This is a genomic window from Pseudomonadota bacterium (assembly GCA_022572885.1).
Classification (GTDB): Bacteria; Pseudomonadota; Gammaproteobacteria; order Steroidobacterales; family MnTg04; genus MnTg04.
The window spans coordinates 33,714-58,019 of sequence record JACZVC010000011.1 but is presented as its reverse complement, the minus strand read 5'-3'; the positions used below and the strand labels follow the sequence as shown (position 1 = coordinate 58,019).

Here is a 24,306-nt window from a genome sequence, read left to right as displayed (position 1 = left end):
TCAGTTGGACCTTTCTCTTTGCCTGGGCTTTGGTGAAATATGCGGGCGCACTGATTCCTGCCGGTAATGTCTTAGCAGCAGATTCTCCAGGTCTTCACAGTATTCCCTTATCGACAGCTTCCCCGCCGCGGCATTTTCGAGGCGGCCGCGTATGGCGCCAAGCCTGTCCCGGTCTTTGACCAAACCACGCGCGCGATCCAGGTATTCCTCCGCCGTGTTGCAAATCAATTCATCGAGCCCCAGCGTCTTATTGAGCGATGCACCCATCCGGCCAAGCATTCGATTGCCACGCAGGGTCAGGGTTGGCAATCCGGCCTGCGCGGCGGCGATTATGGTTGCGCCGGCATTGTAATCCGGCGTATCGAGTAGCAGGTCCGCAGACTTCATCCTGGCGAGGTGTTCTGTCAATGGCACCCGGTCGGCAAATATCAGCCGCTCAGGATCGATACCCGCTTCGGCTGCGGCCGCGAGCAAGTTATTCCTGATGGTCGCCCGGTCCGCCAACAGCCAGAGAACGCTCCCTGCAGCCGTTCGCAGAATTTTCATCCACAGCGCAAAAATTCGCGGCTGCAATTTGTAGCTGTGGTTGAAAGAGCAAAAAACGAACGCATCCGCCGGTAAGCCGAGTTCCGCCCGGCCAGGACTCGAACCGACGTCTCTTGGCGTGGCCGGTAGAAAGCATCGGTTCAAGCGCAATATGTGCTCGCTAAAAACAGAGTCCTCGCCTTTCGGCAACACCTCATCATCGCCAATCACCGCATCGATGAACGGCGCCTGCATCGTGTTTAGATAACCCAGGAAAGAAACCTGCAACAACGCCGGCCGCATCGCGAGAATCTGCGGCCGCGCGTTTCTCGTATAGCCGGCCAAGTCGATCAGGATATCGATATCGTCTCCCGATATCTGTGCGGCGATCCTTGCCGGCGCAGCCAGGGAAACATCACGATAGACATCGACGCCGGTCTCGACTTGTTGTTGAATCCCATCGCCATTTTGTGCCAAAGAGTAGGCAAACACCTTGAATTTTTTCCGATCGTGACAGGCAAACAGACCGCTGATCAGGCTGCCCACCGCGTGCGAATTAAAATCGGGTGAAAGGTAAGCAATGTTCAATCTTCCGCTTTTCTTGAGTTGTTTGACCGGCTGCAACGACCCCTGATTCATCGCCTGTTCTGTTATTTGTTTTGCGTAACAGGCCGCGGCACGATCGTGCAGCTTGCCGTCGGGAAAATGAATATTCAGGCCATAGGGTGAAATCATTTCCACACCGGGGTTGTCCAGGTGGCGCTCGAGCGCCACCGACAATTCAGCCAGGTCGCTCGGATAATTCTTCCAGGCGCAAAGCAGGCGCTGCAGATAACTGCGCCGGTACAGTGCGCCAAGGTGTTCTGGCGCGATCGCCAACACCTTCTCAATCTGCAACATGGCTTCGTCGAGTCGATCAGACTGTTCCAGCGCCAACGCAAGATTGAAAGCCAGGTGCGGATTTCCGCTGTCCTGGCCGAAAGCCGCCTGGTATTGCAAAAGCGCATCCTGCAAATTGCCAGTCCGCTGCAAGGCGATCGCGTAATCATGACGTATGCCCGCATCGCTGCTCGCCCGGGACAGCGCTGCCTGAAAAATGCCCAGCGCCTGCGCGTAGCATCCTTGCTGATTCAGCCAGTATGCCAGCATATGCAGTAAATGCGGGTCCTCTTTGGGCTCGGCTGAAAACCTGGCCAGGGCAATTGCTTCAGCATTCCGGCCACTGAGGGCAAGGGCCAGGCTCTTGAGCGCCATGCCCTGTCGTTCCGCCAAACCCGCCAGGAGGATCAGCGCCTGATCGGCGCGCCCGGTGCGAAGATAGATTCTGGACAACTCCAGGATAGACCCGGTGTCGTTTTTTTCCCGGGCCAGGTTCCGCAAAAGTTGCTGCTCGCTTTCTGAGAACTTGTGTGCCGACATGTCTTGCCGCTAGCGGCTAGTCAATCACTGACGGGCAAAAACACGAACGCCGGCCAGCCAGGTTTCTTCAACCTGTATTTGCCAAAGCTCGGATTTATCCGCCTTGAATAAATCGCGATCGAGCACGATGAAATCCGCCCATTTTCCTGGCTGCAGGTCGCCGAGCTCATTCTCCTGAAACGCCGCATAGGCGGCATCGACAGTAAATGCCCTCACCGCCTCAGCCAGAGTCATGCGCTCACCCGGATACCAGCCACCGGGCGGCTCGCCGTTTTGGTCCAACCGGGTGACCGCCGCGTAAATACCGTGGAACGGATTGGCATATTCCACGGGAAAATCAGAACCCGCCGCGATGACTGCCCCACTATCGAGAAACTTGCGCCACGCGTACCCGCCGGCCAGGCGTTTTTCGCCCACCCGGTCGGCCGCCATGTTTTTATCGCTGGTCGCGTGCACAGGCTGCATGGACGCGATGACACCAAGACTGGCAAATCTGGGAATATCCTCAAGTGCGACGATTTGCGCATGTTCTATTCGATTGCGATAGCGCACGCTATCGCCTTGCTGAGCCTTTGCAAAAGCATCCAGGGCCATGCGGTTGCCAAGATCGCCGATCGCATGAATACCAACCTGGAACCCCATGCCCAGCGCCTTCGACACCATCCGGTCGAGTTCATCCTGGCTAGAGAATACCAGGCCCTTGTTGCCTGGCTCATCGCAGTAATCGCTAATCATCGCCGCCCCGCGGCTGCCCAGGGCCCCATCGATATAAAGCTTGACGCTGCGCGCAGTCAACTGGTCGCCACCGTATGAAAGCAGCGGCTTGCCGATGGCATCGAGGTTCTCGCCGGCATCCGAAATCATTGCGTAGATGCGCACGGACAGCTCACCGTCATCGACCATTTCCTTATAGACCGCCAGCGTTTCCGTATCCACGCCGGCATCGTGCACGGAAGTGATGCCCAGGCTGTTCAGCTCTTTTTGCGCCACTTCCAGTGCATGGCGAATTTCATCCTCGCCAGGCCTGGCAAGGTTTCGTTCGATCAACGCCATCGCGGCGTCGACGAATATGCCGGATGCGTTGCCCTCGGCATCCCGAAGGATTTTCCCGCCGACCGGGTCGGGCGTCGATTTGTCGATACCGGCGATCTGCAGCGCCCGTGTGTTCGCCCAACCCGCGTGACCATCGATGCGAACCAGCCACACCGGGCGGTCGGCTATTACCCGGTCAAGATCGGCAGCAGTTGGAAACTTTTTCCCCGGCCACAGGACCTGGTTCCAGCCACGGCCCAGAACCCAGCCCGTGCCCGGCGGGGCCTGTTCAGTTACTCTCCCCAGCGCCTGTTGCAGACTGTCGCTACCGACCAGGTCGACTCGCATACGGTACTGCCCCAGCCCCAGTACATGTCCGTGCGCGTCGATCAGCCCAGGCATCAAAGTCTTGCCTTGCATATCGACGACGCTGGAATATTCGGCTTGCGGCGCCTCTCCGTTGCCGATGGCGACGACCCGGCCATCGCGTATCGTCATCCAGGTAAATCGTTGCTCAGTGTCCGCATAGCCGTTCGCATGGTCAATCAATACGTCTGCCGACTGACCGTTCATCGGTAAAAACAATAAAATCGCGATCAAAAAAACGACGGGCATCTGGCAACTCCCCTAATAGCGACGAGCCCAGGCCTCAACCAGGCTCAGGGACCGGCGTCAAGTTGCGTATGATACAGAATCGGGCAGGGAATGGCCCCGACGCCATGGGGAGCGGCCTCGAACCAGCCGCAGGACATCAATTTCAGTCTTGGCGGGAAACGCCTGTCAGTTCGCTGGCGCGACTCGCCGGCGCGCGGCGATAATCCTCCTGGTCGAACGGGCTGATGTTTCTTGCCGACCGAGCAGCTGCAAACTGTGTCTTTGTAAATGGTTCATCGTGAACTGTGCCTCAGGAAACTTTCCGATCTCAGTATTTAGAGTGCTGCCGGCGTTAAAAAGACGCACTCTTTGCCGCACCAGGCGCACGTCTGGCCGTAGTTTTGTGCCCCGCCCATGGTTTACGAGTAATTTGACATAATCAGAGCGAGCAGGAATGTGACGGCCGTTACATCTTGCCGCTGGATGACCGGTAGGGTGAGAAACGACCCGAAGCCATTTTCAGTATCCGGGGGACAGCTCAGGATGAAAAGGATCGCAGCCTGGCTCATACCATTGATCCCGCTGGCCGCGGCCTGCGCCGCGCATGCTCAGGAGCAACCTGAACTGCAGGCGGCTCTAATGCCGGTTGCGGTCGGCTGCAATGACGGCTGGTGTGCGAATAGCGTCTACCAGGTTCAGGCCGAACAAGTTGCGCCGGCTTCCTGGCGCGCCTTTCGGTTACACCCAGTCATTGGCACCGATCAGCGCGCCATCCGACAACAGGGTTCGCCAAGCGAATGGACCGAATTTACGCATAAAACTGTCTATCTCCTGGTCCGCGAAGAGCAATCCTGGGTACAGAAAATTTCTCGGATTGAAGAATTGCCGTTGTTTACTTTTTGGCAGACCAGTGGTTCAAAAATTTTCTTCGGCATCAACAGCGACGGATTTGCCGGGCTGAACTTTTCGCAAAAAATCAGGCCAAGAGCTTACCGGACCGGTACGAGGTCTGACAGCCTCGCTAGCAGGCCCGTCGGCCCGCTTTCGCCGCCCCTGGTTCACGCCGAGTCATTGACCTACGAGAAAAAAGATCTCAGCGGTGCGTCGTCACCCGAGGCAAGATAATTTAAGGCTTTTCGGTTCGGTGGGTGGGATCAGTCCACCGAACTTCTGCTCTCGTCACGGCGGGCCCTGAACTCGCTTTTCTCGTACCAGTTCGGAAAAGTGGTCTCCGCTGCCAGCTCCCGGCCAATCTCGAAATACAACTCGAGATCCTGCAAAACGCCACCCCAGTCCCAGTCGGCGCTATATTCGTCCGCGGCCTGATGATATCGGTCGCGGCGGTAATCCAGCATTCGCGCCACACCCCATTCGCGGCCATGTTGCAGATTATCCACTCCAGCCTCGGCGTACAAAACGGGAACGCCGACCTTGGCCAGGTTGAAATGATCTGAGCGGAAAAAATACCCTTTTTCGGGCGTCGGCTCGTTGACCGGCACCCTGCCCTGCTTTGCCGCTGCCCGCGCAAGGTATTCTTCGAGTTCCGAACTACCGAGACCAAAAACGGTAATGTCCCGGGTCGCGCCATCGGTGATCAGGCTATCGAAATTCAAAGCGGCGACAGTCTGGTTCAGCGGGAACAACGGATGCTCCGCATACCACGCGGAACCCAGCAGGCCGGATTCTTCACCGGTCAGGGCCAGGAACAGTATCGATCTTTCCGGCGCCGGCTCCATCGCGGAAAACGCCCGCGCCAGCTCGATAATCGCGGCGGTTCCGGTTGCGTTGTCGACCGCACCGTTAAAGATTTGGTCTCCCTCCAGGTTTGGCTTTATACCCAGATGATCCCAATGCGCCATGTAAATGATGACTTCGCCGGGCCTCTTGGTCCCCACGAGCAGGCCCGCAACATTACTGGAGTCCAGGGTCTTGATTTCATTGCTCAATCGAGTGGACGCAGTAAGCCCCAATTCAATCGCCTGAAAATCGCTGGCCAGCGCCATTTGTCGTGCGGATTCCAGGTCGAGTCCGGCAGCCGCGAGGATCTCTGATGCCGTCGCTCCGCTCAGCCAGCCTTCTACGGCCACCCTGCTTTGGTTGCCATCCGCGCGCACCAGGTCAAATCGCTCTCCCGACCAACCGGTTGCGACGACGTTCCAGCCATAACCAGCCGCATCTGTTTCGTGGATGATCAAAGCAGCTGCCGCACCCTGCCGTGCCGCCTCTTCGTACTTGTAGGTCCAGCGACCGTAATAAGTCATTGTATTGCCGCGAAAAAGCTCCGGGTCGGCGGTCGCAAAACCCGGATCGTTGACCAGGATGACGACGGTTTTCCCGCGGACATCGGCAGCGGCGTAATCGTCCCAGCCATACTCGGGCGCCACTATCCCATAGCCGACAAACACCATTTCGCTGGTATCCAGCGTAATCTCCCGCTGCACTCGTTTGGTCGATAGCGTCGTTTGGCTACCCACGGCATAACGGGCCGAAAATTCCGGGCCCTCTATATCCAGAGTCATGTCGGGGCTGGCGGTCAGACTTACCAAAGGCACGGCTTGCAGAAAGCTGCCAGCGTTAGCCGGTTGCAGGCCAATATCCTCAAATTGGGCGACCAGAAAGTCGAGAACCCTTTTTTCCCCTTCGGTTCCGGGCGCGCGGCCCTGAAACTCATCCGATGCCAACCGCTGCACGTCTGTCGAAACACGGCTCGCGGAGAACCTGAACAGATTTTCATCCGGGGGAGATGCGGACTCGCAGGCAACCAGCAAAACGCAAACTAATAATGGCCATCGTGGCGCTTGGAACATGTCAGATCTCACTGTTGGAAAGCTCGCGGGGGAGCATAAACCATTGTGATGCAGGCTGCCGGCCGGTTTGTGCGATGCTGCTTATTGTTGCTGCGGATTTTTTTTCTTCTCAGCGTCGCTGACGGAATCGGCATCCCCGCCTCGTAACGGTATCTTTATTGTGGTTGTTGTTCCGTTCTCTATGATGGTCGGCGGGTTGACCCAGATGATATCGACGTTACGGAATTTTGCCTGCTGATTGAGCGATTTCACATGAGTCATGTCGACCGTCCGGCGACTGGTTTGCTCTTCGCGGATCGCGCAGGCGGACAAAAGCGAGAAACAAAGCAGCGATGTCAGGATAGTCTTGTTCACTTTAGATTGAAATCCTGCCGCCATCCACGCCCACGTACTGCATTGCCTCGGTCAGGGTTCGGCCGATTTCTTCCTGGACAAACTCGAGCCCTTTATACTCGCTGATCGTCGTGCTTGACCAGATTTTCTGTCCATCGCTCGAAACCAGCCTGGCGTCAATCAGCAACCTGGAAATGCCGTTCTCTCCGGTCAGCAGGCGGGTCCTGATCAACAGTTGCGCTTCCAACATCGCAACCCGGTTGCCATAACGATTCGCGGTCTGCGAATAAGGCAGGCCACGAATTCGCAATACGAGGTCGGTACCATCGCCAACGAGGGCCATTGTCGAAGCATCATTTTTCGTTGCCACCGGGGCGCTATCAACAACCAGGACCAGCATCACGATGGCGGCTGCCAGCATCCATACTGCAACAAGCCTCAGGATAAACCCAGAGGCAAAAAAACGATTTTTGACTTTCCTCATGATGTCTCTTGCCATTTTGTTCGACCGCTTTTGCGAACTACCGGACCCTGATTCCCGGTCTCCATAAAGGCTATTTGGAACCTATACCCGGGAAACTACAAGCCCAATTGCCCGCGCTAACACTTTTGGCAATTTTAGCACTGGCTAGTTCCCGTCTTCCGTGCCATTCGAAAATCATATAGCGTGATCGCCAAACTCTGTAGCCTCGAGCCAGTGGCAGCAAGGCATGAATAATTGACCACCTGTGGCTTGCCGGGTACGCTGCCAGCCATAACAATACGCCATTGGCAATACGCTTTGGGGAGAGACGGCATGCCGCTGAGAATTACTTTTGAACTGGCTCCTTCCGATCTAAAACATTTCCAGACCATTATGCGCGAAGCGCGCGCAGCGGCAAAAAACCTCAGCGCCGAGGAAATCATCAGCGCTGCCAACGAACTGCTGGCCGAGGTCCGCTCCGTAAAGACGCCGGATTTCATCAGCGAGCGGCTGATGAAACTGGAAGTCATGGTGCAGATGATCCAGGACGAGGAATGGAACCTACCGGCCACGGAAATCAGCAGGATTCTGAATGCCCTGGCATATTTCAGCGAGCCCGAGGACTTGATACCCGACCATATTCCCGGACTCGGATTTCTCGATGATGCGATCATGGTCGAACTCGTTGTGCGCGAACTCAGGCATGAGATTGAGGCGTATCAGGATTTTTGCAAATACCGGGCCACGGAAGAGACCCGCAGACGCAGGCTGGGCAAAGCGGATCATGTATCCCGTGAAGAATGGCTCAAACACAGACGAATATCTCTTCAGCAACGCATGCGCCGGCGCCGGCGCCGGGACCGGGATCGGTCGAGACGATCCGGTAGGGGCCGGTCGCCGTTCTCGCTGCTTTAGTCCCCGACCAGCGTTTTATTGGCCGGGCCAGTAATAAAGGCCGATGACCAGCAGCATTGTCCACATTGACGCCTGACCCCACCATCGCCAGATGGTTTTTTTGAGCAGCCCAAAAAAACCAAGCACGCAACAGATTGTCAGTAAAAGGAACAGACCTGTGCCTTTGAGCAGCGGCACAAACTGGGCTTGCAAATGAGGATATTCATCGACCATCAGGAAAAACAGGAACGCGACAACGCTCAAACTGGCGGTGATGGCTGCACTTGAACCGAGCAAAATGGCGGTAATTATGGTCAATGGCAGCATTTTTTCCCTCCGAAGTTGTCCAAAACGTTAACCAGATGCTTGATTGCAGACCGCACAACCCATAGTTTAGGCGACTGTTGCAATGAATTGCGACTGATTGATGTCGCTATGAATAAGGATAGGAAAAGTATGGCCGTTGCCAAGAAATTCGCACTGACCCTGGCGTTTTCCTCGCTGATATTGTTGTCACTGGCCGCTAACGATGCGCGCGCAGTTCCGGGAATCGACGATCAATCCGCTGGCCAATTGCGGCACAGCGATCGGCACAGTGCGGTCAGCCGCCTGGTAACCAAATTTATCGAACGCAATCATTACAGTGAGCCACGGGTCAACGATGCATTGTCATCCAAGGTGTTCGACCGTTTCCTGGAGACCCTTGATGGCAACCGGATGTTTTTTTACGCCAGGGACATACAGGGATTCGAGTCGTACAGAACAATTTTGGACGACGCCGTCAGCAGCGGAAACCTGGATCCTGTGTTCCGGATTTTCTCGGTATTCAGGCAACGCAATACGAACAGGCTCGCGTATAGCCTGGGGTTACTGGAAACAGAACCGGATTTTTCGGTGCACGAACAATACCAGTTCGACCGTTCGGGAAACGACTGGATCGATACACCCGAAGAAATGGACGACCTCTGGCGGCAACGCGTAAAGAGCGACGCCTTGCGTTTGTTCCTGACCGGAAAAGACTGGCCGGAAACCCGTGAAATTCTTGAGAAAAGATACACCAGGGCTCAGAAAAACCTGGCCCAGCTCGAAAGTGACGACGTTTTTGAATCTTTCATGAACGCCTACACACATACGCTCGATCCTCATTCCAATTATCTGCTCCCACGGACTTCAGAAGAATACCGGATTCAAATGAGCCTCTCTTATGAAGGCATAGGCGCATCCCTGCAAATCGACGACGACTTCGTAATGGTGATGAATATCCTTCCCGGCGGCCCTGCGGCCATAGACGGAAGCCTGGCGCCCAACGACCGGATCACGGCCGTCGGCCAGGACGAGGACGGCGAAATGGTCGATGTCGTCGGCTGGCGTCTGGATGATGTGGTCCAGCTGATTCGGGGGCCGGGGGGAACCGTTGTGCGTCTGCAGATCCTGGAGGCCGGCGCTGTGCCGGGCTCGGAAGAAAGAATATTGCGGCTGGTCAGAGACAAAATAAAGCTCGAAGCGCAGGCCGCGCAGAAGGAAATCATTACGATCCAGCGTGGCGACCAGGAATTGCGGATCGGCGTGATTACCGTACCGAGTTTCTATCAGGATTTTGAAGCCAGAATGTCGGGTAACGAAAACTACACCAGCACGACCAGGGATGTCCGTCGTCTGTTGCAGGAATTGCAAAAAGAAGGTATCGATGGACTGCTCATGGATCTGCGGAGCAACGGTGGCGGACACTTGACCGAGGCGCAGGAACTGAGCGGGTTATTCATCGAAGACGGACCGGTGGTCCAGGTCCGCCAGACCAATGGCAGAATCGAGATTCTCAAAGACCCGAATCCTGGGGAAGTGTTCAACGGACCGCTCGGGGTCCTGGTCAATAGATTCAGCGCATCGGCGTCCGAGATTTTCGCCGCCGCTATCCAGGACTATGAAAGGGGCGTGATCCTGGGCCAGCGAACCTTTGGCAAGGGTTCGGTCCAGAATCTTTATTCGCTGGACAGGTACGCGCCGCGCACTTCGGACCCTGGTTTTGGTCAGTTGACACTGACGATAGGCAAGTTTTACCGGGTCAGCGGGGAAAGTACCCAGCATCGTGGCGTACATCCGGATATTGAAATGCCGTCGCTGGTCGATGCCAGCGTGGTTGGCGAAAGCACCCGGGAGAGCGCCCTGCCCTGGGACCATATCGATGCGACAGCTTACACAGTCGATCTCGAGCTTGGTGAAGCCATCAATTTGATCGCCCAAAGCCACTCGCTGCGGGCCAAGACCGATCCCGATTTCAATTTTCTGATCGACGAGTACGCTGCGTTTGCAGACATCCGCAACCAGGATACGGTCTCTTTGAACCTGGAAGTGCGACGCCAGCAGCAGCAAAAAATACGTGAAGAGCGCCTGGCGAGGGAAAACACTCGCCGTGCTAAACACGGATTGCCGCCCCTGGACTCGATCGAGGCACTGGAAGAACTCGAAAATCAGGATTTCATACTCCAGGAAGCTGCGCAAATAGTCGCAGATATGGCAAATCTGGATGGCCAGGTCACCGCGAGCCTGCGCGGATCCAGCGAATCTTTGAACTGACTCGAATCGGATCGGGCCCACGGCAAAAACCATGCCTCGAACGGCTCATTACTTTCTTAAATAAAAACAGTCAGTTACAAACTCATAGCCGAATAATCACCAATTTTCCCCGGCACCCATTGCGATTTACATCTCTAGTGTTATACTTCACTACAACACTAATTGAGTGAACTATCTTCACTCGCTATTCTCAAACAGCAGGCTCATTATGAAATTCTGGAAATATCTCTCAGCTTTTATACTTCTTGCCGGTAGCGCAGCCCTTGGCGGATGCGGCACCACTGAAGCCAGCAGTACGGATGCGAAAGCGGAATCGGCCGTCCAGGCATCGATTCCGGTCAGCGTAATACGGGTCCACCGGGGCGATATATATGCCCGCCATACCGGTACCAGCGTCCTGGAAGCAGATTTTGAAGCGCCTGTTGTTGCTAAAGTCAAAGGCGACCTGGTCGAGATCCTGGTCGAAGAAGGCGATCGGGTTAAGGCTGGCCAGGTACTCGCCCGTCTGGATGGAGAACGCCTGAAACTGGCGATGCAAAGAGCCGGTGCCGAGTACCAACGGGCCAGGAAAGAATATGAGCGGAACCAAAACCTGCTGGAGCTCGATCTGGTTGCGCCGGGAACCTTTGAAAACCTGAGATACGAAGCGGACGCATTAAAAGCCGCCTATGAAATCGCACGCCTGGATTACGGGTACACCCAGGTCAAAGCCCCGATAGACGGCGTGATCGCCGAGCGCCTGGTCAAAACGGGCAATCACCTGCAGGTGAATCAGCGGCTGTTTATCATCACTGACCCGAGTCAGCTCATTCTGGAACTTTACCTACCGCAACAAAACATGGGTCGTTTCAAGGTGGGCCAGACCGCGGATATCAAGGCAGATGCCCTGCCCGCGGAGATCTTCGAAGCCACGATTGAGCGTATCAGCCCCCGTATCGACCAGAAAACAGGCACTTTCCGGGTGACGCTCAGAATTCTTGACCACAGTGGCACTCTGCGCCCCGGCATGTTTGCGCGGGTTGCCGTGGTTTATGATGTACATGACAATGCGGTCATGGTTCCGGCAGAAGCTATCCTTGAAGAGGATATCGAAAAAAGCCTCTACGTTATTGAAGACGGCATAGCACGCCGGAGAATCATTGAAACCGGCATCACCGATCGCGGCATGGTGGAGATTCTCGATGGAATCAGCGACTCGGATACCGTGGTCGTCATTGGTCAAGGTGGCCTGCGAGACGGGACACTGGTAACCGAACACGCCGGTTGAGGCGCGCTAACAAAGTCACCAAGGGAGTTCGGCTCGATGCGTATCCGGCCATTGTATCGACGGGTGCTTTTTCTACTACCGCTGATGGTCCTTGGCGCATGCGAAATGCAAGCCAGCGGCGATGACGACAAGGACGCGGCCGATGAAGAAGAGACTGCCGCCATCCCGGTGGAAGTGGGCCACCCGACCCGCGGTGACATTTTCGCCGTCTACTCAGCAACGGCGGCCCTCGAGGCCGATGGCGAAGCCGAAGTAGTCGCCAAGGTCGGCGGAGAAATCGTCGAATTGCTGGTCGAAGAAGGCGATATCGTCAAATCCGGCCAGATACTCGCGCGTTTGGATGGCGACCGTCTGCGCCTGGAAGCCCAACAGGCAAGAGCCAATCTTTCAAAGTTGGAACAAGAACACAAAAGAAACACGGACCTCCGTGAACGGGGTCTGATCAGCGCGGACGCGTTCGAAAATATCAGGTACGAAATGGACTCGCTCAGAGCCGCTTACAATATGGCTCGCCTGGAGCTCAGTTACACCGAGATCAAGGCACCCATAGACGGTGTAGTCGCGGATCGATATGTCAAACTTGGCAACACGATCAGTGCCGATGAACCGGTATTTCACATCAGCGACATGAATCCCCTGCTGGGATATCTGCACGTTCCCGAACGCGAATTTCGCAAACTGCGCCCGGGGCAACCGGTCAGGATATCCGTCGACGCCATACCGGAAAAAACCTTTTCCGGCGTGGTAGCCAGGATAAGCCCGACCGTCTCGCCCGAAACCGGCACCTTCAAAGTCACTGTTGAAGTGGCGGCAAGCGAGGGTCAACTGAAGCCGGGTATGTTCGGTCGCTTCAACATTGTTTTCGACCAGCGCGAACAGGCGATTCTGGTTCACCGCTCCGCGATCATCGTAGGCGACTTGGACACTGTTGTTTATGTCATTGAGGATGGAGTAGCGCGCCGCCGCCCGATCACTACGGGCTATACCAGCGATGGAAATATTGAAATCCTGGAAGGCCTGACAGGAGACGAAGAGATCGTCATTGTCGGCCAGTCCGGTCTGAAAGACGGCACCAGGATTTCGATAGTCAACCCCGCCAGCGGTTGACAACCCAACACTTGACGCATTACAGCCCGTCATAAAAACGGAAGGAACCCATGCGACTTATTGATATTGCCACCCAGCGCCGAGTGACCATCATGATGTTCACTGTGGCGGTCATCATGTTCGGCATGGTTTCGCTGTCCCGGCTCAAGGTCAATCTTCTGCCAGACCTCTCTTATCCCACCATGACAGTCCGTACTAATTTAACCGGCGCGGCGCCAATCGAGGTCGAAAGCCTGATTACCAAACCGGTCGAAGAGGCGGTGGGCGTAATCAAGAATGTCCGCCGGGTCCGGTCTGTGTCCCGCTCGGGCCAATCCGATGTCGTACTCGAGTTTGCCTGGGGCACCGATATGGACATCGCCGGTGTGGATGTCAGGGAAAAACTCGACATCCTGCAACTCCCGTTGGAAGCCAGCCGTTCGATGCTCCTGCGATTCGACCCGTCGAGCGAGCCGGTCATGCGCCTGGCGCTGATCGAGGCCCCGGATGCCGAGATCAAGTTTCAAAATGCCGAAGACCGCCTGAAGGCCCTGCGCCGTTTTGCCGAAGAACGGCTAAAAACGGATCTCGAGGCCAGCGATGGCACGGCTGCGGTCAAGACCAGCGGCGGCCTCGAAGACGAAATTCAGGTCCTGGTCGATCAGCGTCGGCTCGCTCAGCTCGGATTGTCCATCGAAACCGTCACCCGCAGAATCCGCGAGGAGAACGTCAACTTGTCCGGCGGGCGGCTCGAACAAGGATCGCAAAGATTCCTCGTCCGCACCATCAATGAATTCCAGAACATCGATGAAATCGCCGACGCCATCGTTGCCAACGTCGATGGCCGCATCATTTATATGCGTGACATCGCGGAGATCAAACGCGGTTTCAAGGAACGGGAGGCAATTACCAGGGTCGATGGCCAGGAGTCCGTGGAACTGGGGATTTACAAAGAAGGTGACGCAAATACGGTCCAGGTGGCCAATCGAATCAAGCAACGATTGAAAAATATCGAAGCAGACCTGCCCGACAACATGAAACTGATCACGATTTACGATCAGTCCACATTTATTTCCAACGCAATTTCCCAGGTTCGCTCAGCCGCACTTTGGGGTGGCCTGCTGGCCATCCTGGTGTTGTATTTTTTCCTTCGTGACGCACGCGCGACCTTTATTATCGGCGCCGCGATCCCGGTTTCGGTCGTCGGCACATTCTTGATGATGCACAGCAGCCAAATATCGCTGAATATCATGTCACTGGGGGGTATTGCGCTGGCGATCGGCATGCTGGTCGATAATTCGATCGTCGTTCTGGAAAATATCGTCAGAAAGAAGGAATCGGGTTTGCCGGCGATGCAGGCGGCTCGCGATGGAACCAGCGAGGTCGCCACCGCCGTTATCGCTTCAACCCTGACCACGGTCGCCGTATTCTTCCCGATGGTCTTTGTCAGCGGTATCGCCGGCCAGCTTTTCAAGGACCAGGCGCTGACCGTGACTTTCGCCCTGATGTTCTCGCTGATCGTCGCCCTGACCCTGATCCCGATGCTGGCGGCGATGGGCGCAGGTGGGCGCTTCGCCGACGCCACCGATAAGCGCCCGCCGGCGCTGCTAACGCGTGGCATCGGGTTCGTGGTTCGAATGTTTCGCAAGTTTTTCTCGCTGATCGCCTGGGTGATGAACAAGCTGTTGCGCCCGGGGGTGTGGCTTTTCCAGGGTTTTTACCGCGCGCTGGCCGGCGTTTACCCGGGGATGCTGGCTTGGTCGCTGCGCCGCCGCTGGCTGGTTATCCTGATTGCAAGCGGCATCTTTGCAGGGACCATGTCGCTGGTACCGAGACTGGGCAGCGAACTGATACCACAGCTTGCACAAGGCGAGTTTTTCGTCGATGTACGCCTGCCGCCTGGGTCTCCGCTGAGTCAGACGGACCGGAGCTTCAGGACGGTCGAACAAGCGCTAGCCGAAGACGATTCGGTTCAACTGACCTACTCGGTCGCCGGAACCGGCAACCGGCTGGATGCCAACCCGGTCGATTCGGGCGAACACACCGGAAAATTCAGCGTGAAAATGAAACCGGGAAGTACCCGGTTGCTCGAGGAGCGGACAATCGACTCCATGCGGCAAAAACTGCAAGCACTTCCCGGGGTTCAGTACGAGTTTGGCCGGCCCACCCTGTTCAGTTTCAGCACACCCGTGGAAGTCGAAGTCTCGGGCTTTGATATTGACCAGATAAACTCGGTGAGCAATCAGATTCAGCAGGCCATGGCCGCGTCCAGCCGATTCATCGACATCAAAACAACGGTCGAATCGGGGAACCCGGAAATCCAGATTGTTTTTGACCAGGAACGGGCCGCTAACCTGGGCCTCGTCGTACGCGATATTGCCAATCGCGTCGTGTCGAACATTCGTGGCGATGTCGCTACGCGATATACCTGGAGAGACCGCAAGATCGATGTCCTGGTTCGCAGTGTCGATACCAGCAAGGCATCGGTCGCGGACATCCGTAACCTGATCGTCAACCCGGCCAGCGACCGCCCGATCCCACTGGAGGCGATCGCCGACATCAGCCTGGCGAGCGGACCAGCCGAGATCCGGCGGGTCGACCAGTCGCGCGTCGCAATCATATCGGCCAACCTGGCCTTTGGAGACCTGGGGGCCGCCGCCGCCGAATTACAGGGAATTATCGATGCGACTCCGTTGCCCGCCGGAATCGGCGTACAAATCACCGGCCAGAACGAGGAAATGCAGGCCTCCATGCGATCGATGCAATTCACGCTTTTGCTCGCCGTTTTTCTGGTTTACCTGGTGATGGCATCTCAGTTTGAATCGCTGATCCATCCTTTCGTCATCCTGCTTACAATTCCGCTGGCGCTGGTGGGTGCGGTGCTCGCCCTGTTTGTCACCGGCACGCCGATCAACGTCGTTGCATTTATCGGCGTAATCATGCTGGCCGGAATCGTCGTCAACAATGCCATCGTCCTGGTCGACATGATCAATAAACTACGCGAGGCCGGCATGGAAAAGACTGCCGCCATCATCGAAGCGGGCAAGGCGCGATTGCGGCCCATCCTGATGACGACGATGACCACGACGCTCGGCCTGTTGCCAATGGCGATCGGATTTGGCGAGGGTGCGGAAGTGCGCACACCGATGGCAATCACCGTCATTGGCGGTTTGCTGACCTCGACCCTGCTGACGCTTATCGTGATCCCGGCCGTCTATTCATTGATGGATCGCAGACCCGCACCGATATCGGCGGCAGAACCCGGGCTGGTTTGAGAGGATTTCCATGCGACATACTGAGTTAGCGCTACGCCGCCCGGTAACCGTGATAATGCTTTTTGTCGCCTTGGCCGCGGTCGGGGCCCTTTCCTCGCAATTGCTGCCGCTGGAAAAATTCCCGGATATCGAATTTCCAGGACTGTTTGTGCAGATTCCTTATCGCTCATCGACACCCGAGGAGATCGAACAACAGATCACGCGGCCCATCGAAGAATCGCTGGCCACGCTCAGTGGCGTTGAACGGATGCAGTCGACATCGACCGAGGACCAGTCGCAAATATTCGTGCAATTCGGCTGGGACGAAGACGCGTCCAGGATGGGTATCGAAGCGCGAGCGCGGATCGATGCGGTCCGCGATAATATTCCGGATGACGTGGAGCGTATCCTGGTTTTTACCGGCTCGCTTGGTGACCAGCCGATCCTCGTGCTGCGCATCTCCAGCGACCGGGATCTGTCGGACGCTTATCAAATGCTGGACCACACGGTCAAAAGACGACTGGCACGCCTCGAGGGCGTGTCCCGCGTTGAATTGCAGGGCGTCGAACCGAGGGAAATACGCATACTGCTCGATGTAGATCGGGTCGCCGCGCACGGCGTGGATATCCGCAAGCTTCGCGACTTGCTGGAAAAAAGCAATTTCGCGGTCAGCGCCGGCCAGATTACCGATGCGGGTCAGCGTCTTAGCGTACGCCCGCGCGGCGAATTCACATCCCTGGAAGACATCGAAAACATTGTGGTCGATAACCGCAACCTGCGCCTGTCTGATATCGCCGCCGTGGAATTACGCAGTCCCGATCGTAATTATGGCCGGCACCTCAACCGGACCTATGCGGTTGGCATCAATATTTTCAAGCAAACCGGCGCCAATATGGTCGAGGTCAATGACCGGGTGCAAAGGGAAATCCGGCAAATCGGAAAACTGCCACAGATGCAGGGGATCAATATTTTCGATCTGGATAACCAGGCCGACAATGTGCGTGAATCGTTGCATGATCTGCTGAGCGCCGGCCTGGTTGGCGCGCTGCTTGCCATTGGCGTGTTGTTTCTGTTTCTGCGCCAGTGGAGCACGACACTGATCGTCACGCTGGCGGTGCCCTTTTCGCTGCTTATAACGCTGGCGGCAATGTATTTCTTTGGCCTGACGCTGAATATTCTGACGATGATGGGTCTGATGCTGGCTGTCGGCATGCTCGTCGACAACGCGGTCGTGGTCACTGAAAGTATCTTCCGCTACCGGATCATGCACCCGAATGAGCCGGTAAAGGCGACCCTTCTTGGGGTCAACGAAGTGGGTCTGGCGGTGATTGCCGGCACGGCGACTTCGATCATCGTTTTCCTACCGATCATGTTTGGGCAGAAAGCGGACATCACCGTTTTTCTGACCCACGTTGCCATTACCATCGTCGTTGCGCTGCTGGCCTCACTGGCCATCGCCCAGACCATCGTGCCGATGCTGGCTGCCCGGGTACCACCGCCACCGGTCCCCAAAAAAGGCGCATTGATGACGCGCCTGACCAACAGGTACGTCAACGCCCTGGTCTGGGTGATGAAACATCGCTGGTGGACCGCGCTTTTCATCATCGTGATCATGGCTAGCGTGGCGATACCCATGAAATTAATAAAATTTGACACCTTCCCACAGGAATCGGGACGCCGTTTATTCATGCCGTATCACGTGGACGAGATTTATCCATTGGAACGAGTCGAGGCCGCGGTGGACAGAATCGAAGACTTCCTTTATGCAAACCAGGAAAAACTCGATATCGTCGAGGTATACAGTTATTTTGACACCGGGCGCGCCGAATCGACCATTCTCCTTACCGATAAAGACGATGCAACAATCTCAACCAAGGAAGTCATCGCTTTTATTACCGAAAACATTCCCGAACTCGTTATCGGAAAACCCAGTTTTCAATTCGACCAGCAAGGCGGTGGCGAGGGGTTCAGCATACAAATCTCCGGTGATTCCACGGTGTTGCTCAACGAGCTGAGTTTTGAAGTCGAGCGTATCCTTGAAAGCGTAGACGGTTTAACCGATGTTATTTCGGATGCCGACACAGGCGCGCCGGAGATACAGATCATCGTCGACCGGGAAAGAGCCATGGCGCAGGGATTGAGCACCGAACTGGTCGCCCAGTTCGTGTCTCTTGCCCTGCGTGGAGAAAACCTGCGGGAGTTCCGCGGCGAGGATGGCGAGATCACCGTGCGCATGGCTTTCCGCGATAGCGACAAGCAAAGCCTGGAAGATCTTGCCGCCCTCCCCCTGTACACGGCCGCTGGGCAAAGGGTAACGCTGGGTGCGATCGCCGACTTTAATGTGACCCGCGGTCCACAGGCTATCCGGCGCGTCGACCGGCGGACCGCGGTTGTCATTAACGCCAATATGGAGAAAGACAAGTCGCTGGAAGACGTCAAACCCTACGTCGAAAAGCTCATGAATGAGTTCGCGCTGCCGCCTGGTTATAGCTGGAAGTTCGGTCGCGGATTTGAACGGCAGGATGATACTCAACAAATCATGGCGCAAAATACTTTACTCGGCATCGCGATGATATTTATCGTGATGGCGGCATTGTTTGAGTCGGTGCTTTTTCCGCTGGCAATTATCGTGTCGATCGTTTTTGCGATTATTGGTGTGTTCTGGTTCTTTTTACTCACCGGTACTACATTTTCGTTCATGGCGTCTATCGGCATCTTGATCCTGATCGGTGTGGTCGTTAACAACGGGATCGTGTTGGTTGACCATATCAACAACCTTCGTCATGAAGGCATGGAGCGCGACAAAGCGATCATCGAGGCGGGCAGGGACCGCTTGCGCCCCATCCTGATGACCGTGGCGACCACTATCCTGGGCCTGGCCCCGCTGGCGGTAGGGACGACTCAGGTCGGTGGCGACGGGCCTCCGTATTTCCCGATGGCCAGAGCCATTATCGGCGGTCTGGCGTTTTCGACCGTCACCTCGTTGCTGGTCGTGCCATACCTGTACGTGGTGCTCGACGGAATGGTGCGTTGGGGCAGAAAGGTTATGCAGATCTCCCGGCTTGGTGTCGGGACGACCTAGTCCGCAGGTCAACAGGGTCAATTCAACAATGCGTCGTGGACATCCCAGACCTGGTCAGCAAGCAGGTTGACGCTTTCCGGTAGCTTGCCATCTGCCTTCGCGTCCCTGGATGGCACCTTGGCCAGTGATGCGGCCAACGGAATGCAATCTGTATCCTTGCGGTAACTGACGATGCTTTTTATGCGCTCGGTGCGTTCTCGCAAAACCTGGTTAAAGTTTTTTTGTTTGTCCAGCGCGATTTTTAACTCGTTGACTCTTTTCATTATTTTTTCACATGATGCCTTGTCGCCGTAGCGCGCATTGCGTGGTTTGCCCACGGTTGCAGCCTTGACCAGCTTATACAGGCCACCCGAAGCGTAGTGTTCATAGAGATGATGCGCACACGCCAGACCGACCAAGTTTATCGCTCTTTTCCCCTGCACACTGAGGCCACCGAATTCTGGCGGTTGTTCCGCTTCGATATCCTGCCGTTTTTGCGCGAGTCGGCTGGATTTTTGCTTCAGTTCCTGACGCTGCGTCTCGTTCTCGGAAATCTGTGCACGAAAATCCCGCCGCTTGAAAAAATTCCAAAACCCCTTCAACTCGTCACAGTTTTTCCGAAGTTTCTCAATAATCTCGCTGAACTCTTCCTGTTCGGCCTGCAGCGCACTCTCTTTGACCTTGAATTTCCCGGCCCTCACACCCTGAACCTTGCTAAAATCGGCGACATGCAGTTGCCTTTCCCTGGTTTCCCGCATTTGGGTCATTTCGAGAACCAGTTTTTTTACCCGCCCGCTGCAATCCTCCGAAATTCCCCTGAGCTGAAAAAAAACCAATGTGTTGAACGCGGTAGTTGGCTCGGCAAGCAATGCTTCGAACGCGGTCAGTTTGCCACGCGATTTTTGTAACTCATTGTCCTTTTTTTCCAGCTGCTCTTCCAGCGTATATCTTTCATCGCGCAGCCGTTTAAATTCTTTTTTTAGCTCGGCGCGGTTTCGGTAAAGTTTGATCAGCTGTTTTTCGCCTATCTCCCGGTTTCTTGGATCATTGCGTATCGTGAATGCTCCGAACTTGTCGTCCCTGGCCATAGTCTCTTTCCTGTTCTAACTTGCAGCCCGGTTCAGGCCAGCCGCGGGCCCGATAGCAACAAAACGGTGATCATTATCCGCACAATACTCGAGCCACTTGTGTAACATTGAATTTCTCATCCGCCGGCGGTTCACCTCCTGCTTACAACCCGTATCAAACTGCCGGAGAATCGCGTGGCGATGCACCCTGCTACAGGCCATCGCCTCCGCCAGCCTGGCGTCGTGATAAATGCGAATTGTCATATCGGGGTCCGCTATCCATTGCCCGGATTCCTCAAACATATAGGTCATGTGCAGGGTGGTGGTATGCCGCGTACGCTCCAGCAATCTCAGATGCAGCGTGCAGTCTCCGGGGACGCTGGATTGTTGTTCGCCGATGAATTTTTGCGGCTCCTGGATCAGCCAGTTCAAACGGATGAAATTACTCTCATACAACGACATGAGGGCCGCAAAACTGGATAATTTTGCGCCTGCACCAATCGCGATGTGGCTGTCTCGCACCATGCTGGCAATATAACACAGCCATTTCGAAGTACCGTGACGGCGTTAACAGTGTGCCGGAGCATCGGGCAAAATCCGGCATACCGATTGCCGTTCCATGGTACTTGGTAGAGAACTCAAACTATACTATGGCCTGAGATGCCGGATAATGCCGGTTTCGTTCAGGATTGTGCTGGCGATTTCCTCGATCGAGCATTCCGTGGTGTCGATGAACGGAACACCATATCGTTTGTACAACGCCAGCGCCTCACGAATCTCAAACTGGACCTGGCGGGTCGACGAATAATTACTTTCCGGTCGCCTTTCATTGCGGATCTGCTGTAGCCTGCCCGCCTCGATGGTCAGACCATATAATTTCCGGCGGCGTGACTTAAGGCTGTCCGGCAGGTCACCGCGTTCGAAATCCTCATCCGTCAAGGGGTAATTGGCGGCAAACACACCATATTGAAGGGCCAGGTAAAGTGACGTAGGGGTTTTCCCGGATCTGGAAACTCCTACCAGTATTACCTCCGCCTGGTCGTAATCGCGTGTGTGGGCTCCATCATCCGCGGCCAGTGCGAAATTGGTCGCCTCGATTCGGCGGGTATAGGCCACGATGTCTTTCATGCCGTGCGCTTTTCCGGTCGTATGCGATGAGCGTGTCTTCAGTTCTTTCTCCAGCGGAGCGACAAAAGCGTCGAAGAAATCCAGGCAAAGACAATTGCCGCGACTAATAATGGCTCGCAGATCGTCCTGGACCAAGGTGCTGAATACTATGGGTTTTGTCCCCTCGACCTTGGCGACCTGGTTAATCTGGCGCACTACTTCTTCGGCCTTTTCAGGACTTGAAATGAAGGGCAAGGTTACATGGCGAAAATTGATCGAATCGAACTGAGTCAGCAGGCTGTGGCCCAGCGTTTCAGCAGTAACGCCGGTCTGGTCAGAGACGAAAAATACGGTCCGTTGATTCACAATCCCTCCGTGTATAATGTCGGCGTTCTGCTCGTCGGGCATTTTGTATTTCCGCCGGACCGATTACAAGGGGAACCTATTGCAGCCGTATATTATCAAGCTGGATCAGCTCGGCATGAATGACGTTGAGCTGGTTGGCGGGAAGAACGCCTCTTTGGGAGAAATGATCGGCCACTTGTCAGGACTGGGAATCTCGGTTCCTGGCGGATTCGCGACCACCGCGCATGCCTACCGCGATTTTTTGTCCGCCGATGGACTGGACAAGAAAATCGTCCGGGAGCTGTCCGGTCTCGATATCGATGATATTGCGGCATTGGCTGACAGCGGCGCGCGAATCCGCCGGTGGATCATGGATACCCCCTTGCCGGACCGCCTGGCAAGCGAACTCCGCAGCCAATGGGATGCCATGCGCGACGGTGCGGATATTTCGGTAGCCGTCCGTTCTTCGGCGACCGCGGAAGATCTGCCCGAAGCCTCCTTCGCGGGGCAACAGGAAACCTTCCTCAATGTCACCGGCTGGGACCGCCTGCTGCAATCCGTGCATGAGGTTTTTGCATCGCTGTTTAACGACCGGGCTATCGCCTATCGCGTGCACCTGGGCTTTGACCACCGGCAGATCGCCCTGTCGGCCGGGGTGCAACACATGGTCAGGACAGACCTTGGCGCAAGCGGGGTAGCTTTCACGCTGGATACGGAGTCCGGTTTTCGCGATGTGGTCTTTATCACTTCGTCGTATGGGCTGGGTGAGACGGTGGTGCAAGGCGCAGTTAACCCGGACGAGTTCTATGTCTACAAGCCCGCGCTCGAAAACGGCCGGCACGCGATTCTAAGACGCAACCTCGGCCAAAAAGCGATCAAAATGATCTATGAGGACGATCCGGATGCCGGGCGCGCTGTCAAAACCGTCGATGTGGATCCGGCCGACCGCCGGCGGTTCTCGCTCAGCGCTGCGGAAATTCATGAATTGTCCCGGCAGGCGCTGGTCATTGAAAAGCATTACCAACGGCCCATGGACATCGAGTGGGGACGCGACGGCATCGACGGAAAACTTTATATCCTCCAGGCCAGGCCCGAGACCGTGCAAAGCCGAAGTGGCCGAACCCTGCAACGGTTTTCGTTGAAGAAACGGGCTGAAGTCCTGGTCAGCGGCCGCAGCATCGGCCAGCGGATCGGCGCCGGTGTGGCCCGGGTTATCAAGGATGTCAGCGAAATGAAACGCATCCAGCCTGGCGATGTACTGGTCACCGAAATGACCGACCCCAACTGGGAGCCCGTAATGAAAAGGGCCGCCGCCATTGTCACCAACCGCGGTGGACGCACCTGCCATGCGGCCATCATCGCGAGAGAACTCGGCGTACCCGCTGTCGTGGGTTGTGGCGATGCCACCCAGCGTATAAAGGACGGACAGAAAATAACCGTATCCTGTGCCGAGGGCGATACCGGCTTTATTTATGACGGGATTCTCGATTTCGATGAGCAGCGTATCGAGCTGGACGCGGTTCCGGAAATTCCCGTCAAGATAATGATGAACGTCGGCAACCCCGATCGCGCGTTTGCGTTTTCGTCGATCCCGAACAAGGGGGTCGGTCTAGCGCGGCTGGAATTCATTATCAATCGAATGATCGGCATCCACCCCAAAGCGTTGCTCGAATTCGACAAGCTCGACGGGGTATTGCAGGAAACCATCACCGAGCATATTGCCGGTTACTCCGGCCCGGTGGATTTTTACGTGGACAAACTGACAGAAGGCATCGCGACCATCGCCGCCGCGTTTGCCCCGGAGCCGGTGATCGTCCGGTTGTCCGATTTTAAATCGAATGAATACGCGAACCTGATCGGCGGCCGCCAATACGAACCGCACGAAGAAAACCCGATGCTGGGGTTTCGCGGAGCTTCACGCTACCTTGACCCGGATTTTCAGCCCTGTTTCGAACTGGAGTGCCAGGCGCTGTGCAAGGTTCGCGATGAAATGGGACTGGAAAATGTCCAGGTCATGGTGCCCTTCGTCCGCACGGTAAAGGAAGGTGCAGCCGTTATTGAACTGCTCGAGAAAAATGGTCTCAAGAGGGGCGTCAGGGGACTGAAAGTGATCATGATGTGCGAACTGCCGACCAACGCCCTGCTGGCGGAACAGTACCTTGAGAGCTTTGACGGAATGTCCATTGGTTCAAATGACCTGACCCAGTTAACGCTGGGCCTGGATCGTGACTCGGGAATCGTGGCCGAGGTCTTCGACGAAAGAGACGATGCGGTCAAATACCTGATTTCGCTCGCGATTCAAGCGTGTTTGAAACAGGGCAAATATATCGGCATCTGCGGCCAGGGGCCTTCCGATCATCCGGATTTCGCGCGCTGGTTGCTCGAACAAGGCATCGAGTCCATGTCTCTCAACCCTGACACTGTCGTGGAAACCTGGATGTTTCTCGCCGGAACAAAGGTTTGAGGCGGTGCCGCGTC

Annotated in this window: 17 protein-coding genes; 8 read left to right on the top strand and 9 right to left on the bottom strand. The window is 55.8% G+C overall.

Annotation, left to right across the window (positions count from 1 at the left end; genetic code table 11):
• Complete coding sequence (locus tag IIA05_05890; GenBank protein ID MCH9026632.1) at positions 1–1,944, bottom strand: hypothetical protein; 1,944 nt, start codon at positions 1,942–1,944, stop codon at positions 1–3.
• Between the two features lie 24 nt (positions 1,945–1,968).
• Positions 1,969–3,591, bottom strand: a complete 1,623-nt coding sequence (locus tag IIA05_05885) for an amidohydrolase (protein MCH9026631.1) — start codon at positions 3,589–3,591, stop codon at positions 1,969–1,971.
• A 522-nt stretch (positions 3,592–4,113) separates the two neighbouring features.
• On the opposite strand from IIA05_05885, the gene IIA05_05880 reads away from it, so the two are divergent.
• On the top strand, positions 4,114–4,695 hold the full coding sequence (locus IIA05_05880; GenBank protein MCH9026630.1) for a hypothetical protein: 582 nt from the start codon (positions 4,114–4,116) through the stop codon (positions 4,693–4,695).
• A gap of 29 nt (positions 4,696–4,724) precedes the next feature.
• Here IIA05_05880 and IIA05_05875 read toward each other — a convergent pair whose 3' ends face one another.
• From IIA05_05875 to IIA05_05865, 3 genes are all read right to left on the bottom strand, one after another.
• Entirely contained in the window at positions 4,725–6,377 is a 1,653-nt protein-coding gene (locus tag IIA05_05875) for a M28 family peptidase (GenBank protein MCH9026629.1), read from the bottom strand.
• Positions 6,378–6,458: 81 nt separating this feature from the next.
• Positions 6,459–6,755: a hypothetical protein gene (locus IIA05_05870; GenBank protein ID MCH9026628.1), complete on the bottom strand. Its 297-nt coding sequence runs from the start codon at positions 6,753–6,755 to the stop codon at positions 6,459–6,461.
• Positions 6,733–7,194 carry a hypothetical protein gene (locus IIA05_05865; protein MCH9026627.1) on the bottom strand — a complete coding sequence of 154 codons (462 nt, stop codon included), beginning with the start codon at positions 7,192–7,194 and terminating at the stop codon, positions 6,733–6,735. Before IIA05_05865 ends, IIA05_05870 begins: the two co-directional genes overlap by 23 nt.
• A gap of 312 nt (positions 7,195–7,506) precedes the next feature.
• Between IIA05_05865 and IIA05_05860 the strand changes: the two genes are divergently transcribed.
• Positions 7,507–8,088 carry a DUF1232 domain-containing protein gene (locus IIA05_05860; protein ID MCH9026626.1) on the top strand — a complete coding sequence of 194 codons (582 nt, stop codon included), beginning with the start codon at positions 7,507–7,509 and terminating at the stop codon, positions 8,086–8,088.
• A 15-nt stretch (positions 8,089–8,103) separates the two neighbouring features.
• Here IIA05_05860 and IIA05_05855 read toward each other — a convergent pair whose 3' ends face one another.
• The gene (locus tag IIA05_05855) at positions 8,104–8,394 is read right to left on the bottom strand and encodes a hypothetical protein (GenBank protein MCH9026625.1); all 291 of its coding nucleotides are present in this window, start codon (positions 8,392–8,394) and stop codon (positions 8,104–8,106) included.
• 129 nt (positions 8,395–8,523) lie between these two features.
• On the opposite strand from IIA05_05855, the gene IIA05_05850 reads away from it, so the two are divergent.
• The 5 genes from IIA05_05850 to IIA05_05830 all read left to right on the top strand — a co-directional run bounded on the left by IIA05_05850 (position 8,524) and on the right by IIA05_05830 (position 19,330).
• On the top strand, positions 8,524–10,641 hold the full coding sequence (locus IIA05_05850; GenBank protein ID MCH9026624.1) for a carboxy terminal-processing peptidase: 2,118 nt from the start codon (positions 8,524–8,526) through the stop codon (positions 10,639–10,641).
• Between the two features lie 208 nt (positions 10,642–10,849).
• The gene (locus IIA05_05845; GenBank protein ID MCH9026623.1) at positions 10,850–11,908 is read left to right on the top strand and encodes an efflux RND transporter periplasmic adaptor subunit; all 1,059 of its coding nucleotides are present in this window, start codon (positions 10,850–10,852) and stop codon (positions 11,906–11,908) included.
• 36 nt (positions 11,909–11,944) lie between these two features.
• A complete protein-coding gene (locus IIA05_05840; protein ID MCH9026622.1) occupies positions 11,945–13,015 on the top strand; it encodes an efflux RND transporter periplasmic adaptor subunit in 1,071 nt (356 codons plus the stop codon).
• A 50-nt stretch (positions 13,016–13,065) separates the two neighbouring features.
• Entirely contained in the window at positions 13,066–16,269 is a 3,204-nt protein-coding gene (locus IIA05_05835) for an efflux RND transporter permease subunit (GenBank protein ID MCH9026621.1), read from the top strand.
• A gap of 10 nt (positions 16,270–16,279) precedes the next feature.
• Positions 16,280–19,330: an efflux RND transporter permease subunit gene (locus tag IIA05_05830; GenBank protein MCH9026620.1), complete on the top strand. Its 3,051-nt coding sequence runs from the start codon at positions 16,280–16,282 to the stop codon at positions 19,328–19,330.
• Between the two features lie 17 nt (positions 19,331–19,347).
• Here the strand turns inward: IIA05_05830 and IIA05_05825 are convergent, their stop codons facing one another.
• The 3 genes from IIA05_05825 to IIA05_05815 all read right to left on the bottom strand — a co-directional run bounded on the left by IIA05_05825 (position 19,348) and on the right by IIA05_05815 (position 21,891).
• Positions 19,348–20,397 (bottom strand): hypothetical protein, encoded by a 1,050-nt coding sequence (locus IIA05_05825; protein MCH9026619.1) that lies wholly within the window; start codon positions 20,395–20,397, stop codon positions 19,348–19,350.
• Between the two features lie 15 nt (positions 20,398–20,412).
• Entirely contained in the window at positions 20,413–20,901 is a 489-nt protein-coding gene (locus IIA05_05820) for a DUF1249 domain-containing protein (GenBank protein ID MCH9026618.1), read from the bottom strand.
• Between the two features lie 123 nt (positions 20,902–21,024).
• A complete protein-coding gene (locus IIA05_05815) occupies positions 21,025–21,891 on the bottom strand; it encodes a kinase/pyrophosphorylase (protein ID MCH9026617.1) in 867 nt (288 codons plus the stop codon).
• A gap of 37 nt (positions 21,892–21,928) precedes the next feature.
• On the opposite strand from IIA05_05815, the gene ppsA reads away from it, so the two are divergent.
• Positions 21,929–24,292, top strand: coding sequence for a phosphoenolpyruvate synthase (gene ppsA / locus IIA05_05810; protein MCH9026616.1), 2,364 nt, complete (start codon positions 21,929–21,931; stop codon positions 24,290–24,292).
• The last annotated feature ends 14 nt before the right edge of the window (positions 24,293–24,306 follow it).